This window comes from Caballeronia sp. LZ065 (genome assembly GCF_031450975.1).
Lineage (GTDB): Bacteria > Pseudomonadota > Gammaproteobacteria > Burkholderiales > Burkholderiaceae > Caballeronia.
The window spans coordinates 1,243,457-1,258,074 of sequence record NZ_JARUXV010000002.1 but is presented as its reverse complement, the minus strand read 5'-3'; the positions used below and the strand labels follow the sequence as shown (position 1 = coordinate 1,258,074).

The window sequence follows — 14,618 nt, the reverse complement described above, 5'->3', positions numbered from 1 at the left end:
CACTGCTCGTTCAAGTCCCTCCGCACCCGCGGTGCATCCCTCCAAGGTCGAGTTGCGCGTCCTGGGCACGAGCGTCACGCTGCAGGAACATATCCGCAAGCGCGCTGAGCAGGACCTTGGTATCAAGCTGCGCTTTGTCGTGCAGGACGGCGGCAGCGTGCAGCGCGATGGCGTCATGCATCCGGATCGCTATGAACTGTACGATCAGTGGTTTCATAGCATCGATTGTTTGTGGCCCACGCATGCGCTTCAGCCTATCGAGCTTTCACGTATTCGTCGATGGGATGAAGTCAATGCGTTGCCGCGTACGGGGCGTCTCTCGAAGGCACAACCAGCAGGAGGCGCGGGCTGTGTGCCCGCTGATCGGCTGTTCGTGCAGGCGGATGGCACGCTCGCGCGCAAGCCAAGCGAGCGCATCAGCATGCTGCCGCTCACGCATAACGCGGATAGTTTCGTGTATCTGCCGGATTCAATGCCCGCTTCGCTCGTCGAAGGCGAGGAAAGCTGGGCTTGGCTTCTTGCGCCAGAACTCGCGGGGCGCGTGGCGTTGCAGGCGGATGCGGCTATCGGCGCTATCGATGCGGCGCTCGCTGTCGAGGCGAGTGGGCTGATGCGGTTTCGGGATATCGGCAACCTGGAGATCGAGGAGATCGATGGACTCATCGGGACGTTGATCGAGTTCAAGCGGCGCGGGCATTTTGCGGGGTTCTGGTCGAGCTTTGCTGAAGCGGCGCAGTTGATGATCGCCAACAAGGTCGTGATTCAGAGTATCTGGTCGCCGGCTACTGTGGAGCTTGAGCGGGCAGGGCTGAAGTTTCGGTTGGCTCGGCCGCGTGAAGGGTATCGGGCGTGGTTTGGCGGTATCGGGATTTCGCGGTTGGCGCATGGAAGGGTGCTCGATGCGGCTTATGAGTACCTGAACTGGTGGCTCGAAGGCTGGGCCGGCGCGACGATGGCGCGGCAGGGGTTCTATATCTCTAATCCCAAGCAGTCACGCGCACAGATGAGCGACGCGGAATGGGCCTACTGGTACGATGGTGCGCGCGCTTCCGCCGAATTGCCCGGGCCTACCAGCAAGCATCTCGTGCCAGTCGGGCAAGTGCGGGATGGCGGCGGGTACGTCGCGCGCATGAGCCGGATCGCGGTTTGGGATTCGGTGATGGATGAGCATAACTACCTCGTGCGCCGATGGACCGAGTTCATGAGGTCCTGATGGTGCAGGTGCTTCTATGCAGTTGCTTTCACGATGACAAGACGCGCAAGCGCTTCCCCAAATAAGGTTGTTGCGTCGACTGACGCGACGCAAATCGCCGATACGCAGATCGAGGCGGATAGCCGGCTGCGTTATCGCGTGATTCATGATCGGCTCAAGTCGGCTATTGCTGTTGGGGCTATCAAGCCTGGGCTCGTGTTGCTTGAAGGACCTGTGGCGCGGTTGTTTGGGACTAGTCGGGTGCCAGTTAGGAAGGCGTTTGAGATGCTTCACGCCGGCGGGTTGCTGCATACGTTTGAAGGGCGAGGGTATCTGGTTGCTCAGGCCGATGGAGGGGTGCCGGAGCCTTTGCGCGTGCCATTGTCGGAAGAGACGCTGGGGTTTGATCGCCGGCCGGAGCCGCTTTCGATTCCTTCCACTAGTGAGCGGATTCTTGATTCGCTTGAGGCTGCGATTTCGCTGGCTATCGTTTTTGGTCACTTCAGGATCGATGAGAGTGAAGCGGCTGAAGGGTTCGGGGTCAGTCGGGGGACCGTTAGGGAGGCGCTTAATCGGCTGCGGGATCGTGGGTTGGTCGAGAAGTCGGCTTACTCGCACTGGCTTTGTGGGCCGCTTACGGCGAGAGCCGTGGCGCAGGATTATGAACTGCGGGGGTTGTTGGAGCCTGCGGCTTTGTTGGCTAGTGGGCCTCTGTTGGGGTCTTTGCTGCTTAAAGAGGCTTTAGCGGATGTTGAACGCGCGATCGAAGATCCGGATTCGGTCGATGCGGGGGAGTTGCATCGGCTGGAGACTACCCTCCATGACACGTTTCTCAGCCGGGCGCCTAATGGGAAACTGCTTGCCGCTATCGGGCATGCGCATATGCCGCTTATCGTTAATCACGCCTTCTACGACGCGTTTCAGCTGCATCCGGATAAGGGGACGTTGGTGGAGCATCAAGTTGTGATCGAACGCTTGATTCGGCGCGAGTATCGGAAGGCTGCCGATGCGCTTGCTGAGCATCTGCATAACGGGCAGGTTCGGACTAGGCAGAGGCTTAAGGTGCTCGCCGTGTTGCCTGATCCGGAATTGCCGGGGTATTTGCAGAGGGTGGCTTGAAGGGGCGTGGCCGTCTAGGGCGGAGGTAAGGGCCGGACTTCGGCCGTTGCGGACATTGACGCGGATTTTGTTCACCGTCAGCAGCCAGGCGGATTGCTGATCTTAGCGGCGTCGATGCAGCACCGCAACCGCCTGCATCGGCGAATTCACACTCACGACCCATAGCAGCCGGTTGACTTGACCCAAAGCGGCCGTTCAGACGGAAAACCTGCATGCAGTTACGCGAAGCGTGGCTGAAGGTTTTGCCTTCAGATGTTAATTACGCCGCGTCCGAGTTCGATCACACGACCGCCAACTCCGATTTCGCCGCCTGCGGTAACAGACAATCGCAGCAGACAAGGTCGGCCCACGGCTTCGCCTTGCTCAACCTGAAAGGAAACGGGCAAATCCCGCTTGGTAGCAAGCAGCCAGCCACCTAGGTTCGCACACGCCGATCCGGTACCTGGGTCCTCCGAAATTTCACCGCTTTGCTTGGCAAAGAAGTAACGCGAAACCACCTTTCCGGGGCGATTTGAGTCAAAAGCGAACACGTATGCCGTCTTGCGGCCCAGACTGCTTGTCGGCCAGATATGGAAGCACGCGCTATCGGGTTGGGCGCGGCGCACGGCGTCAGTGTCCTTAACCGCGACCAGCAATTGATCCGAACCGGTGTTGACCCAGATTGGTGGCACAAGCAGGTCGTTCTCTGTCAACCCTAGCAGCGCCGCGACTCTTGCATTGGAAAATTCGCAAGCAGCTGTTTTTGGCATGCCAACGTAAGGCGCAGTGAACGTCCATACGTTGTCTTGCGCTCTGACGCGCACAATTCCGGCCTTGAATTCAAGGGCGAGATCGTCGCTTGCTTTGAACATGTCTCGCACGACATGCGCAGTACCGAGAGTCGGATGGCCCGCAAAGGACATTTCATAGCCGGGCGTAAAGATACGCACTCGCGCATGTGCATGTGCATGGTCCGACGGCAAGACAAATGTTGTTTCGGACAGGTTGAACTGTACTGCCAGTGCCTGCATTGTTGCGTCGTTCAGGCCGCGCGCATCTTCGAACACACAAAGGGGATTGCCGCCAAACATGGACTCGGCAAATACGTTCAGCAGGCGGAAGGCGTACGTTGTCATTCGAATCTCTCGTTGATATGGCAAGCACCCAATCAAGATGCGGCGGGACCTGTCCGCTTCGGAGCGCAGATTGTCGTCGATGTCCCGCAGTATGAGGGAGGCGGTTGCTGCGGGACGCGTCAGCGATCTTGCCGACCGCGTCGACCGTCCGTTGTCGGCGCACTCGAGCCCGAATACATAGCTCGAGCGCCGCGCCGTGGGAGCCTGCGCAGTTGTCAACAAGAAAACGACAGCCCACGACGATTAAAAGATTGAAAATAGACATTGGTCGCCGGCAATCGTCCGCACGCATAGCCAGTCGCACTCACGACCTGCTCATTTCTTCCCTACCGATCCACTAAGCTCTTTAATTTCCGACACGTCAGCAAGATTTGCTGGCATCCCTGGATTGCGGAACATTCGTTTGTTCAAGAGCGGGTAATCGCATACGTCATGCGCGAGCCGTTGCCCGACGACAATACAACGCAGCGTCTCGCAACCCGTGTTCTTAATCGAATGGCCTAAGCCACCCTTCCGGTAGCCAATGAAATCCCCTCGGCCAATGGCAAGTTCTTCATCTCCGATCAGCGCAGTTGCCGTTCCGCTCAATACGAAAATGCACTCGTCTTCGTGATGGTGTAAGTGGTGCTCGGTTGTCTCATGACCAGGCTCGACCTCGATGATATGAAAGCCAAATCCTGTCAGGCCCGCAGCATCACCAAGAGACTTGTTGATACGTCGTGCGTTGGCGTTCAGGAAATGTGTTTTGGAGGTACCTTCCATCTCATCAATCTCCTCGCGCTTTATCAAATATATGTTCATTGCAAGTCCTTGATCTGTCGATTGAGAAAGCCTGCGGCAGCGTCGCCTGCCAACGTGCCTGGCGCGGGGAACCGGTTCATCGTCCGGCACGTTGCAGTATCGTCCAAGTTGATCAGGGGGCGGCGAGCATCGATAAGTCCTTTGAAGAAGCGATTGTCAATGTGATGCTCGATGTCCGAACACCGCTTCTGGCCGATAGTCGTTTCAGGTGGCAGTTTGCATTCCACCCAGAGCGGCGTAGCGAGCTTGCCGAAAGCGGCCGGTCATTTGGCAGTGAAGCTACGTTCACCCATGCTGGGCGACGAGCGCATACCACAGGGCGTAAATTTCGCGCATCCCCGGATCGTGATCGCTGGTCCATACCGCCGTTTGCACGAGTACAAGCTTCGAGCGCGGGTCGACGATGATCCTCTGACCATCCATTCCCTGCAGCGCGAACATGCGACGTTCGCCCGGCAGGATCCACACCTGATAACCGTAGCCGAAGATCGGGTTTGCCTTGCCGGGAGCGAGGAAGCTATCGCGAGGAGCAATGCTCGTCGCCTGCAATACCCAGTCGCGCGGAACGATCTGGTTGCCGTCCCATGCACCGTCGTTCGCAAGCATCTCGCCAAGCCTCGCCCAGTCACGCGGCGTCGCGCTCACGCAGCAGTAGGCGATGTCCTGACCGGTCGGATCGCGTCCCCACGACGCAGCGGATTCCATGCCCAGCTTCGACCAGATACGCGCGCTGGCATATTGCGCAAGCGTCATGTGCGTTGCACGGCTCAACACCAGTCCGAGCACTTCGGTCTCGATACTTGCATAGCTGAAATGCGTACCGGGCGCACGCTCGCGCTGGTCGAAGCGCTTGACCGCTTCAATTGCGCCCACGCCTTGCTGCAGGAGGAGCGCTTGCCCGAGTTTGTCGCGATCGTCGCCGGGATTGCTGTCTTCGAAGAAATGAATTCCCGATGACATATGCAGCAGATCGCGAATGGAAGTCTGTCCGTAGGGATTGCCTGAAAGCTCCGGCACGTAGCTGTCGGCGAGATCGTCGATAGAGTGAATTGAACCTTCCGAAAGCGCGATGCCGATCATCATGCCGACAATGGTTTTCGCCATCGACTGCGAAATCAGCCGGTCAGTGTCCGTTCGCCCGTAACGATAGTGCTCGTAGAGGATCGTGTTGCCGCGCGCGATCAGCAGACCGGTGACCGGATTGCGGTCGAGATAATCGTCGAGGTGGCGATACTGGCCGCCGTAGGGATAAGTCAGCGCGAGTTCGGTCGGCGCATAGCGAAACGCGGAAGGCGTCCCGGCGCGGGCGATAGCGTCGCTCGGATAGATCTGGTCGAACCGGCTGTAATAGCCGACGAACTGCTTCTGCGTTCTACCGTGACCACGAGCGGGACTCGGATAGTGATCGGATGCGCCGTAAGCATCGGCGGCGTACCCAGTGTCGGAGAAAACCGGTGCAGCTTGCACGGCGCCGTAAGACAGCGCAACAACAGCGATTGCAGCGATAGCCTGAACAGCACGCATCCTGATCAACTCCATTCCGACGATGTCAGGAGATCGTTTGAGGGACGATCGCTGGCTTGTGATACCGGATCGTGACAACAGACGCAAATCTTGTTGCGATCGGGATCGCGGAAGTACGCGCCGTAGTAGTGGGGGTGGTATTGCGGCCTGAGTCCCGGCGCGCCTTCGCATCCGCCGTCTAATGCCCGTGCATTGGCATACGCACGATCAACGGCACGGCGATCAGGCGCGGTGAACGCGATCGTCTGGCCGTTTCCGCACGTCGCCGGATTCCCATCGTGCGGATGGCCGATCAGAAATAGCGGACGAGAAGCCGACGCTGCCACCCAGCCGGCCCACGATCTGTCCCGCTCACAGAATTTCAGCGTCAGGCCGAGTTCGTTCAGAACCGCAGAGTAGAAATGAAAGGCGCGATCGAAGTCGGTAACGCCTACGAAGACATGTGAAAACATGAAACTCTCCTGACACATGCGGAACGTCGGTTACATTTCACGAGCGAGGTTTTCGATCGCCCTTATGACGGCGATCATGTCGTGATCGCCTAAACCCATGTCTTCCGTGCGCGCGTACAGCGCCCGACAAACCTGCATGAGCGGCATGTCGATACCGGCGACATTGGCGGCGTCCATCACGAGATCACTGTTCTTGAGAACGTCGGTGATGCCTGCCTGCTTTGTCATGTCGTCTTCGCACAGCTTTTCGGTCTTGACCCGCGATACAGCACTCGACATTGGACCCGCATTGAGAATGTCGGAGAAGCAGCGCGTGTCGAGTCCCTGACGCGAGGCGAAATGGGCAGCTTCCGCAAGACCCGTCACCATCGTGATCAGAAATACATTGACGGCCAGTTTCATGCGCAATGCGCCGGGAACGGGCCCGCACCGGAAGGTCTCTTTGCACACCGGCGCCAGCAGAGCGACCACACGGTCGACGTCCTCGGGTATGCCCGCCAGCATCGCGACCAGTTCGCCGCGTTCCGCAGGGCTTCGGGAGCCGGAAACCGGTGCTTCGACGAAACTGCCGCCGGCTGCGCGGATGTCGTCGGCCAGCGCCTGCGAATAGGCGGGTTCGACGGTCGACATATTGACCACTGTGCGTCCGCTGGCACGTTCTTCGAAGGAACGCGTGCCCCGGCCCAAAACGGCGTCTATCGCCTTGCCGTCCGCCAGCATCGTCATGACGGTCGTGCAAGTGGCGAACACACCGGCGGGATCCGGGGCAACTACCGCACCCGCCGCTGCGACGCGCGCGCACTTTTCCGTCGAGCGGTTCCAAACGACGAGTCGATGACCCGCTCTTCGCAGATTGAGCGCGATCGGCTCGCCCATGGTGCCAAGACCGATAAAGCCGATCGGTTGCTTGTCCGTGATGTTTGTCATGGTGGTGCCTGGTGGAGAGACGATCGGAGTGCTAGGCGCGTCGACATCGTTGTGCGACTATATTTCAGGGATTGTCTTTCGAATAACGAATATCTTTGAACCGACACTTCATCTTTCCTGATATGTCCACGAATATACGATTCGATATCGATGCGCTGCGGACCATGGTAGTGGGCGTGGAGGTCGGCAGCTTCGCGCGTGCGGCCACCCAGCTCGCACGCTCACAGTCGGCCGTCAGCATGCAATTAAAGCGCCTTGAGGAGCAGGCCGGTCACGTCCTTTTCGAGCGGCAAGGCCGCGGTCTCGTGCTGACGGAGGCGGGCAATGCACTGCTTGCTTATGCCCGTCGTATCGTCGATTTGCACGACGAGGCCGCCGCGGCGCTGGGGGCGAACGTGCCGGCCGTCTCGATCCGCATGGGATTGCCGCAAGACTTCTTCGAAGACGTCATGCCGGAAGCCGTATCCCGTTTTGCCAGAAAGCACCCGGACGTCGAAGTGGAAGTGCGGGCGGGCCGGAACTATGCGCTCGAAGAAGAAGTGAACACGGGAAAGCTCGACATGGCCATTGCATTCGCCGAGTCCGGTCAATGCCGAACCGGCTCTCTGCTCGTTACGCTGCCCTTGTTCTGGTTTGCAAACGAAAGCACTGACGTTTTGCCGAATTCCAAGTCGCCGCTTCCGCTAGTGCTCTTCGATCACCCGTGTCTTTTCAGACAGACCGCGCTGCGGGAACTGGACCGGCGAAATCGTGCATGGCGTCTGGCGATCACGACGCCAAGCCTGCCTGGCGTATGGGCCGCTCTGCGCTTCGGGCACGGTCTTACCGTGCGTACGGATCACCGCGTGCCGCGCGGGATTCGGGCTCTGTCAGGTGCCGGATTGCCGCGACTTCCTGCGCTCGAATTGCGGCTTTTCGAACGCAGCAGGCTCAATGGCCCCGCGTCCAGTCTTCTCGACGAACTCGTAAGGACGGTGCACCGCAAGGTGTCAGGAAAGTAAATCCCTGCGTCTCTGATAGCGGCTTATCGAGACGAACGCAGTTACACCATGCATTGGAAAAGGTGATGCCGAATGCTGAATGACACGATTTCAATGGCGATGAAGAAAAGTGTGCTGTGCTGGCTGGCGACGGTAGACCGGGACGGTTATCCGAACGTCTCACCGAAAGAGATTTTCTGTCCGCATGGGCGCGACGAACTTCTGATCGCCAATATCGCATCGCCGAAAAGCGCGAGCAATATTCGTTTGCATGCTGCCGTCTGCGTCAGCTTCGTCGATCCCTTCGTTCAGAAAGGCTTCAAACTGACAGGCAACGCACGGCTGATGCTGAATTCCGAACACGGCTTCGATGCCTTGGCCGCTCCGCTAGCAAAACTCGCTGGACCACGCTTTGCGTTTGCATCGCTATTTCAGATCGCTCTCACGTCTGTCGAACCGATCCTCGCGCCGAGCTACCGCCTTTACCCCGAGACGAAAGAGTGCGAACAGATCGAATCCGCCATGCAAGCCTACGGCGTTCGGCCTGTACAGCTGAATTGATTTTGCTTTGACGGAGTACGGGGCGCCCTCAACGAACGGATCTTCGTACGCCAAGCTGCGCAAGCCTACCGTTGCTCGGTCGGCCGGAATCGACCCGTTGCGATCTGTGGTCCGAATGGACGACGTGCGACCGTTGCAAGTCAACGAACGAACATCCCAGGATCACGACCGCACCGGCGTGAAGCCGTCGGAACTCCAGTCCTCGCTGCCGACCCCGTGATGGACGAAAAAGAATCCTTCGGGGTCGTAGCGGTGCTTGATCGCTTTCAGCCGCGCATAATTCGCTCCCCAGAACGCTTCGCGCCAATCTTCACGAAAAAAGTCGGCTTCCGAGAGATAGGCGCCTCCTTCTGGCGACAGTGTTCTAAGAGCCGCCGCAGCCTTCGCCACACATTCGGCTTGGCGACGCGCGTCCGCCATATCAGTCGGCGTGACCGGGAGGCCCGCAAAAGGCGGCGGACCGCCTGCAGCGACAATCATCAGAGCGAACGCGTCGGCTACCTTTGGATTCATGGAGCACCGACGTGCTTGCTCGTTCACCTCCTTGGGAGCGCCCGCGAGTCCCTTGTTGACATGCAGTTCCACCGTCTGAAATTGGGAGGCCTCCATGAGCGCTTCGACGAGCCGGCCGCGTTGGGTTGGCTCGAGAAGCGTCGCGGGCAGCCATTGTGACTCGTAGCCGTACAGAAATAGTGAGGCTTGGTCTCCATCGCCTCGCCACCAGCCGTGCTGGGGGGCCGCTTCAGCCCGCGGGTCGGGCACGAGTCCCGGGTTGGTTTTGGGATCCCACCAATGTCGTGCGGGACTGGCGCCAACGTGAGGTTCGTCGTTGAAGATAAAATCCGACGACGACGCTCGTACCCAATCGATGAAAGGTGCCCAGGCCGATTTGGCCTGTCGATCGTCGAGGCCCTGACACACCATCGAAACATGGACTTCGTCGTTGTGAAAAACAAGCTGCTCGCCCCATTGGGGGTTGAACAGATTGTCCGCGTAGTGGTCAACCAGCCTTTCAACCAGCCGCTGGTAAGCATCACGCGATGAAGCTTTGACTCTGACCTCAGCCCAGCCAAAGTGCTCAGGCAGATCGTGGGTTCGCAAGGTGATCCTGGTCACCACGCCGAAACTGCCGCCACCTCCGCCTTTCAGCGCCCAGAAGAGATCGGGCTCCCGCGATGCGTTGACGGTGCGGATCACACCGTCAGCGGTTACGATCTCGGCCTGAAGCAAGCTCGCGGCCGCCAATCCGTAACGCTTCGAGAATGATCCGAAACCGCCGCCCTGGACGAGGCCGGCCACTCCCACGCTCGTACAGCCGCCGCCCTGGACGTATCGCCCCCCCTTGGTGGTGACGGCCGTGTAGACATCTATCCACATGCAGCCGGCCTCTACAGTCACAGCCGGCGTCGGAGGCATCGAAGAGCCCAATGGAATGAACGCACCGTGTAACTCGATGCGGTTCATCGCGCGTGTCCAGACCAAGACGGAATCGGGCGCGTTCGAGCCGCCAAGGTAACTATGCCCCCCGCCTTTCACCACCAGACGCAAGTTGTGTTGGCGCACGAAATTGATGCCCGCAACCACGTCGGCGGTCGAGCGGGCCGCCACGGCGTAAGCGCTCGCGCGCGGTGTCCATGCGTCGAGCCAGCCCGAGATCTGAGTGCCGCCGGAATCGTCGCCGAGCGCGATTGGGTTTCGTGCTTCCTCCAGGCGAGCAAGACAATCGGGCGCGCGGGGCGCTTGCGCACAGGTCTGCCAGATCGTCGATGGTCGCAACACATTTCCGTCAACTGCGCGACTCAGCGCCTCCCATTCGTCTGGTGGCGGCCACCTAGGATCGCCAGGCCGGACGCGGCCCGTTCCAGCCACGTCTGGAGTTCCGTCCGCAAAGGTCGTGGTGCTGGAGAAGAAAGGCAGGGCGGCCACGCCCTTTAGAAGGCATCGTCTCTTCATGACGTCCTTTTTTGTGCGGGAGCCAATCAGCTTGGCGAACTTTTGTTCCGGATTCTAAAGCGAGCACGATTCGAGCCGGTGGACGAGTGGCCGTAACTGGGTGGCTCCTGCCCAATCGAACGTTCCAGTCACGAAATCCGCCGATCACTCAACGACAGCAACCCTGGGCGTTTCTTCGACCCTACCGTTTCGCCGTTCGACCCGATGCGCCGTAGACATGTTCGTCCGCGAAACGGTGCGTGCCAGCGTGTGATCTTTGAAGAGAACAGCTGCGTAGGCGTCGATCGCCAGCGTGGGTGGTATCAGGCCGCGATGTACCTCGCTAAGGAGGTTAGCCCGTCGCCAGGAGATATTCAGCTTGCTACAGTGCGCTGCACATGCTCGTGGAATAAGTCCCAAGCCCCGCTGAATCCTGTGGTTCCCTTGCTCGATTGGCCCGCCCAGCGCCGCCTCACACCGGCACATCGCACCCGCGCTCATCCCGGCAAGGAGAACGCCGTCATTCCATGCGTCCTCTAACGCGACGTCAAGACCCCATTCGCGCCACACTGCAAGTGCAGATCGAAGGTGGCCGCCGCCAACAAAGATCGCGTCCTGACTCAAATGTGCTGCCTGAAATCAGTGAACGGGATGGCGTGTGGACTCCAACCATTGAAGAATGAAGGATTAGACGTCTCACACCCGAGCGAATCGTAAGCCGCATAAAATCTATTGATCTTTCGACGGTTATTGCAACTGGAAGTCGCTATGAAGGAGATACGCGGCCGAGGCTTGTCGATCAGTTGGCGTAGATACGCATCAACCGGCGAGGGCTCTTTTTCAGTTGTGAACCCGCCTCGCCAATCGCCAATATGCGCTGCATCCTTCACCCGAGCATCTCTCTCCGACATTGTTGACGATCTTGCGCAACATGTCGAATGACCTCTTGGCCGTTACCGGACCCGCCCGGAAATTTTCTCTGCTCGCAAGTAGCAACGGCCGCTTCGCGTGTCTCTGCGGTCGTCGGCGGACCGGGTGTTGGTCGTCCGCAAAGGCCGATATCCAGCCCACCGATATGACAGCGGCCTGCCCGATATGGCTTGAAAGTCGCCATCAGGGCCCAAGATTCTCGAACGACACTAAAGGGTCGACTTCGCCTGTTGGTCAGAAGGCGAGCCGCCGTTCGCGGCGGCCGCGATACCAACGACCGTTGTCGAGAATTGAAGAACCGTCCGACTCTTGATCACCGAAGGTCGGCAAGGGCACAAAAGCATGTGCCCGCGTCCACTTAGGCAGGCCACCAATCCGACAAAGATGACCGATGACCTTGCGCGAAGTACCTGAGTTCCGTCTCCAACTGAAGTTGGCAACGTTCCCAGATTGACTTGAGATTATTGTCGCGCTGATGTTGCCATGACTGGATCGAGCGCACCCGTGTTGATCACCTTGTCAACAAAACTTTCCATCGCATTGGCGATCGCCTTCTGAGCAGCAAGGCTCAACGCATCAGCGCCTACGGGGCAATTTCCGTCCTCACTTGCATGGCCTTGACCGCGGAAAGTCGTGGTTATCAGTTCTTTTCCCTGTTTGTCGGAGACGCGAGCGCGAATTGCGATATCCACGTTTGCATCGGCGGATGGCACCCAAAAGCCGGGAGTGAAGCGAATTCGCGGGTCAAACTCGGAGAGGTCGAACTTGAAGATGATCCCATCATGCGCGGACGGCACTGCGCCGCCATTGTTCACGACTTGAGGGAAGGCGGCTTCGACCGTCTTTGAAAGTGAACCTTGCAGCGCCTCACCGATATACATTGGGTACTTATGTGCGCCGCAGGCAAAACCGGATTTGACATCCTTCCCCGCCGTAACGAGATTGTCGCTGAAGACAACATAGGCCTTGTCCTGTTTGATCTTCGTGCTCATGACTTCGGAAGCACCAGATTGCGATGCAACTTGGACGTTATACGCGCAACCTGAGAACACCGTTGCCGCTAACATCGCAGCGCCTGCTTTAACCCACGCCATAATTTTCCCTCTTGCCTTGGCTGTTTTTTGTTGTCTGGGCCACGCGATTGCGGCACGCCGTGCGCGGTTCCCGCTTTAATAACGGAAACGGACGAACATTCTTTAGAGCAACTTTTGCGGCACACTTCGCTCGTTGGCCTCGTCCAGCCCTCTGCTTCGTGGGAGCCGCGCACGGAGCGTCAATGACAGCAAGGCCGAAATAGCCCCTGAACATCGCAGCTCGTGCGGGCACGAACGAGCCCCTCGTCGCATCTGTCGATTGTCGAGTATTCCCGCCCGGATACGGCCGATCAGCTTCAATCGACAACAAAGCAGCAGGAAGCCCGCCAAATCGGCCTCAAGAAACAACCTCGATGTCGAGCGTGGGCTCCCGTTCAACCCAAGTGTTTTACCCAATGCTCCTCGCTTACGATTACCAGCGGCGCACCGCCGGACGCATGCGATACCGCCTTCTGAATCTTGATGCCGTATGTCGAATGTAGCCAGTCGCGAGAGCCGATTTCTCCGATGACCAAGTAATGCAGCGTCTTCGTGATTCCATCGGTCGGCATTCCTCCGCGCTCGTGGACTTGCCGGCGACACCAGTCGCGCGTGCCCGAGAAGAATTTCCCGGTGAAGCAAAAGCTTCGGTCTGAAAACACTACGGCAGGAGCGGGGCGCGTCAACGGTAGCGTCGAGGAATCAGAGGCCTCTCCCTGAGATGGCGCTTTATTGCCACCGACAGTCTGCAAGAGCAATTCGAGCAACTCTCCTTCCTCACGCAGGTCGAGGACGCCGTCCGCCAATGCCTCTGCGAGACGCGGATAGATGACGTTGGCCGGCCATATGGCCGCCACGTCACGATTGGCTTCCAACCAATGAAGCAGAAATTCGGCTTCGCCTTGAGAGACGACGCCGTCTGCCAATACCCCCTTGACGATACCAATCAGTTCATCGAGTTTTCGCTCTGCTACGGCTTGTCCTCGGAAAGCGCGAATCAGGGGCTGTCCGTTTTTATCTAACTGCGTGCTCATGTTGTCCTGTTTATTTCTTCGGGCAGGTATCGATGAAGACCTTACCGCACCGCTTGGTTACGCCCACGCGTCACAAAAAAGTCTGCCCGGTAGGAAAACAGCATGTCTCCATTGGGAAGCCGAGATCTCTGCGCTTCAAAAAAGCGATGAATCCACGACGCGAGATCCAACGGTGTCCTCCCTGACTTTTTGTTGTCGCGGTGCCGTCCTTCCGGCCGTTCTTTGTGCGAGTCCGCGCAACGTTTATCTTCGATCGTAAGCCGCGTATAGCAGTCCGGCTTTCAGTGTTTCTTGAAGCGCACGCGATCGCTAATTTGTAGTGACTTCATGGCTTTGTCAAGATCCTCGTTCGGTTTCGAACGAAGTCACATGGCTTATGTTGTTAGCGAGGGAATTAGTCCGTGTCCTCTAGGAGGCGTCTGACGGACCGATATCATTTCGTGCCCTCCTGACGTCATCCATAAAAATGGCGTTCGACATTCACAACTCAACTAACTTCCTCGCGCGAATCTTGAAAAAGGACGACGCTGGAATCGAGGAGAGGTCGCTGGAAATTTAACGAATATTTGGCTAACAAGGACGCGATTCAAGGCTAACATGCTTCCCGCCGAAAGAGAGGCTGAAGGCCGAGAGCACAACAGGTTGAACGCTCGGTTTAATGACCTTGGTGCCTTAGGCCAAACGCTTCATCAAACCGGACAGGCTGTGTGACGATCAGGTCATTGATCTTTCCTGTTTTGGTTACGTCGTCGATAGTTGCTAATAGTCAGATACGCGTTAGATTGACTAAAGGCAATGTGCTGGCGCGATCATCTCAATAGATTCATAAACGTGCGTTTGTATGGTCCATGGCTGAATCCTCTAGCCACACAAGCTGCTTAAGAGGTGGTTTCAAAATGCCTGAGCAGATCGTTGAAGAGTATTCCAGCAGATCATGCAGGCAGCGAGTTTGAGGAAGGCTTCATGCATTGTCGCCAG

At 58.2% G+C, this 14,618-nt stretch carries 13 protein-coding genes; 4 read left to right on the top strand and 9 right to left on the bottom strand.

Going from position 1 to position 14,618, the window contains the following annotated elements; all coding sequences use genetic code 11:
- Positions 1 to 31 precede the first annotated feature (31 nt).
- Both QCE63_RS19845 and QCE63_RS19840 read left to right on the top strand, forming a co-directional pair.
- Positions 32 to 1,213, top strand: coding sequence for an extracellular solute-binding protein (locus QCE63_RS19845; protein ID WP_309835342.1), 1,182 nt, complete (start codon positions 32 to 34; stop codon positions 1,211 to 1,213).
- A 33-nt stretch (positions 1,214 to 1,246) separates the two neighbouring features.
- A complete protein-coding gene (locus tag QCE63_RS19840) occupies positions 1,247 to 2,311 on the top strand; it encodes a GntR family transcriptional regulator (RefSeq protein WP_309835341.1) in 1,065 nt (354 codons plus the stop codon).
- A gap of 248 nt (positions 2,312 to 2,559) precedes the next feature.
- On the opposite strand, the gene QCE63_RS19835 is transcribed toward QCE63_RS19840, so the two are convergent.
- From QCE63_RS19835 to QCE63_RS19815, 5 genes are all read right to left on the bottom strand, one after another.
- Positions 2,560 to 3,426 (bottom strand): PhzF family phenazine biosynthesis protein, encoded by an 867-nt coding sequence (locus QCE63_RS19835; protein WP_309835339.1) that lies wholly within the window; start codon positions 3,424 to 3,426, stop codon positions 2,560 to 2,562.
- Between the two features lie 315 nt (positions 3,427 to 3,741).
- A complete protein-coding gene (locus QCE63_RS19830; RefSeq protein WP_309835338.1) occupies positions 3,742 to 4,317 on the bottom strand; it encodes a cupin domain-containing protein in 576 nt (191 codons plus the stop codon).
- 195 nt (positions 4,318 to 4,512) lie between these two features.
- Positions 4,513 to 5,751, bottom strand: a complete 1,239-nt coding sequence (locus QCE63_RS19825; RefSeq protein ID WP_309835337.1) for a serine hydrolase — start codon at positions 5,749 to 5,751, stop codon at positions 4,513 to 4,515.
- A gap of 5 nt (positions 5,752 to 5,756) precedes the next feature.
- Complete coding sequence (locus tag QCE63_RS19820; protein ID WP_309835336.1) at positions 5,757 to 6,203, bottom strand: VOC family protein; 447 nt, start codon at positions 6,201 to 6,203, stop codon at positions 5,757 to 5,759.
- A gap of 30 nt (positions 6,204 to 6,233) precedes the next feature.
- Entirely contained in the window at positions 6,234 to 7,130 is an 897-nt protein-coding gene (locus QCE63_RS19815; RefSeq protein ID WP_309835334.1) for an NAD(P)-dependent oxidoreductase, read from the bottom strand.
- 95 nt (positions 7,131 to 7,225) lie between these two features.
- On the opposite strand from QCE63_RS19815, the gene QCE63_RS19810 reads away from it, so the two are divergent.
- Together QCE63_RS19810 and QCE63_RS19805 are read left to right on the top strand one after the other, a co-directional pair.
- On the top strand, positions 7,226 to 8,131 hold the full coding sequence (locus tag QCE63_RS19810; RefSeq protein WP_309835333.1) for a LysR family transcriptional regulator: 906 nt from the start codon (positions 7,226 to 7,228) through the stop codon (positions 8,129 to 8,131).
- 72 nt (positions 8,132 to 8,203) lie between these two features.
- Positions 8,204 to 8,671, top strand: a complete 468-nt coding sequence (locus tag QCE63_RS19805; RefSeq protein ID WP_309835330.1) for a pyridoxamine 5'-phosphate oxidase family protein — start codon at positions 8,204 to 8,206, stop codon at positions 8,669 to 8,671.
- A gap of 162 nt (positions 8,672 to 8,833) precedes the next feature.
- On the opposite strand, the gene QCE63_RS19800 is transcribed toward QCE63_RS19805, so the two are convergent.
- From QCE63_RS19800 to QCE63_RS19790, 4 genes are all read right to left on the bottom strand, one after another.
- The gene (locus QCE63_RS19800; RefSeq protein WP_309835328.1) at positions 8,834 to 10,450 is read right to left on the bottom strand and encodes an FAD-binding oxidoreductase; all 1,617 of its coding nucleotides are present in this window, start codon (positions 10,448 to 10,450) and stop codon (positions 8,834 to 8,836) included.
- Between the two features lie 318 nt (positions 10,451 to 10,768).
- Positions 10,769 to 11,227: a Type 1 glutamine amidotransferase-like domain-containing protein gene (locus QCE63_RS36890; RefSeq protein ID WP_404990147.1), complete on the bottom strand. Its 459-nt coding sequence runs from the start codon at positions 11,225 to 11,227 to the stop codon at positions 10,769 to 10,771.
- Between the two features lie 767 nt (positions 11,228 to 11,994).
- Positions 11,995 to 12,525 carry a hypothetical protein gene (locus QCE63_RS19795; RefSeq protein ID WP_309835326.1) on the bottom strand — a complete coding sequence of 177 codons (531 nt, stop codon included), beginning with the start codon at positions 12,523 to 12,525 and terminating at the stop codon, positions 11,995 to 11,997.
- Positions 12,526 to 13,001: 476 nt separating this feature from the next.
- Positions 13,002 to 13,640, bottom strand: a complete 639-nt coding sequence (locus tag QCE63_RS19790; RefSeq protein ID WP_309835325.1) for a BRCT domain-containing protein — start codon at positions 13,638 to 13,640, stop codon at positions 13,002 to 13,004.
- Positions 13,641 to 14,618 lie beyond the last annotated feature (978 nt).

What these genes read in the sequence shown, in the direction of transcription:
- QCE63_RS19795 (WP_309835326.1), bottom strand. Translation starts at nt 12,525, where the DNA reads ATGAGCACGAAGATCAAACAGGACAAGGCCTATGTTGTCTTCAGCGAC.
- QCE63_RS19840 (WP_309835341.1), top strand. Translation starts at nt 1,247, where the DNA reads ATGACAAGACGCGCAAGCGCTTCCCCAAATAAGGTTGTTGCGTCGACT.
- QCE63_RS19815 (WP_309835334.1), bottom strand. Translation starts at nt 7,130, where the DNA reads ATGACAAACATCACGGACAAGCAACCGATCGGCTTTATCGGTCTTGGC.
- QCE63_RS19790 (WP_309835325.1), bottom strand. Translation starts at nt 13,640, where the DNA reads ATGAGCACGCAGTTAGATAAAAACGGACAGCCCCTGATTCGCGCTTTC.
- QCE63_RS19820 (WP_309835336.1), bottom strand. Translation starts at nt 6,203, where the DNA reads ATGTTTTCACATGTCTTCGTAGGCGTTACCGACTTCGATCGCGCCTTT.
- QCE63_RS19825 (WP_309835337.1), bottom strand. Translation starts at nt 5,751, where the DNA reads ATGCGTGCTGTTCAGGCTATCGCTGCAATCGCTGTTGTTGCGCTGTCT.
- QCE63_RS19835 (WP_309835339.1), bottom strand. Translation starts at nt 3,426, where the DNA reads ATGACAACGTACGCCTTCCGCCTGCTGAACGTATTTGCCGAGTCCATG.
- QCE63_RS19805 (WP_309835330.1), top strand. Translation starts at nt 8,204, where the DNA reads ATGCTGAATGACACGATTTCAATGGCGATGAAGAAAAGTGTGCTGTGC.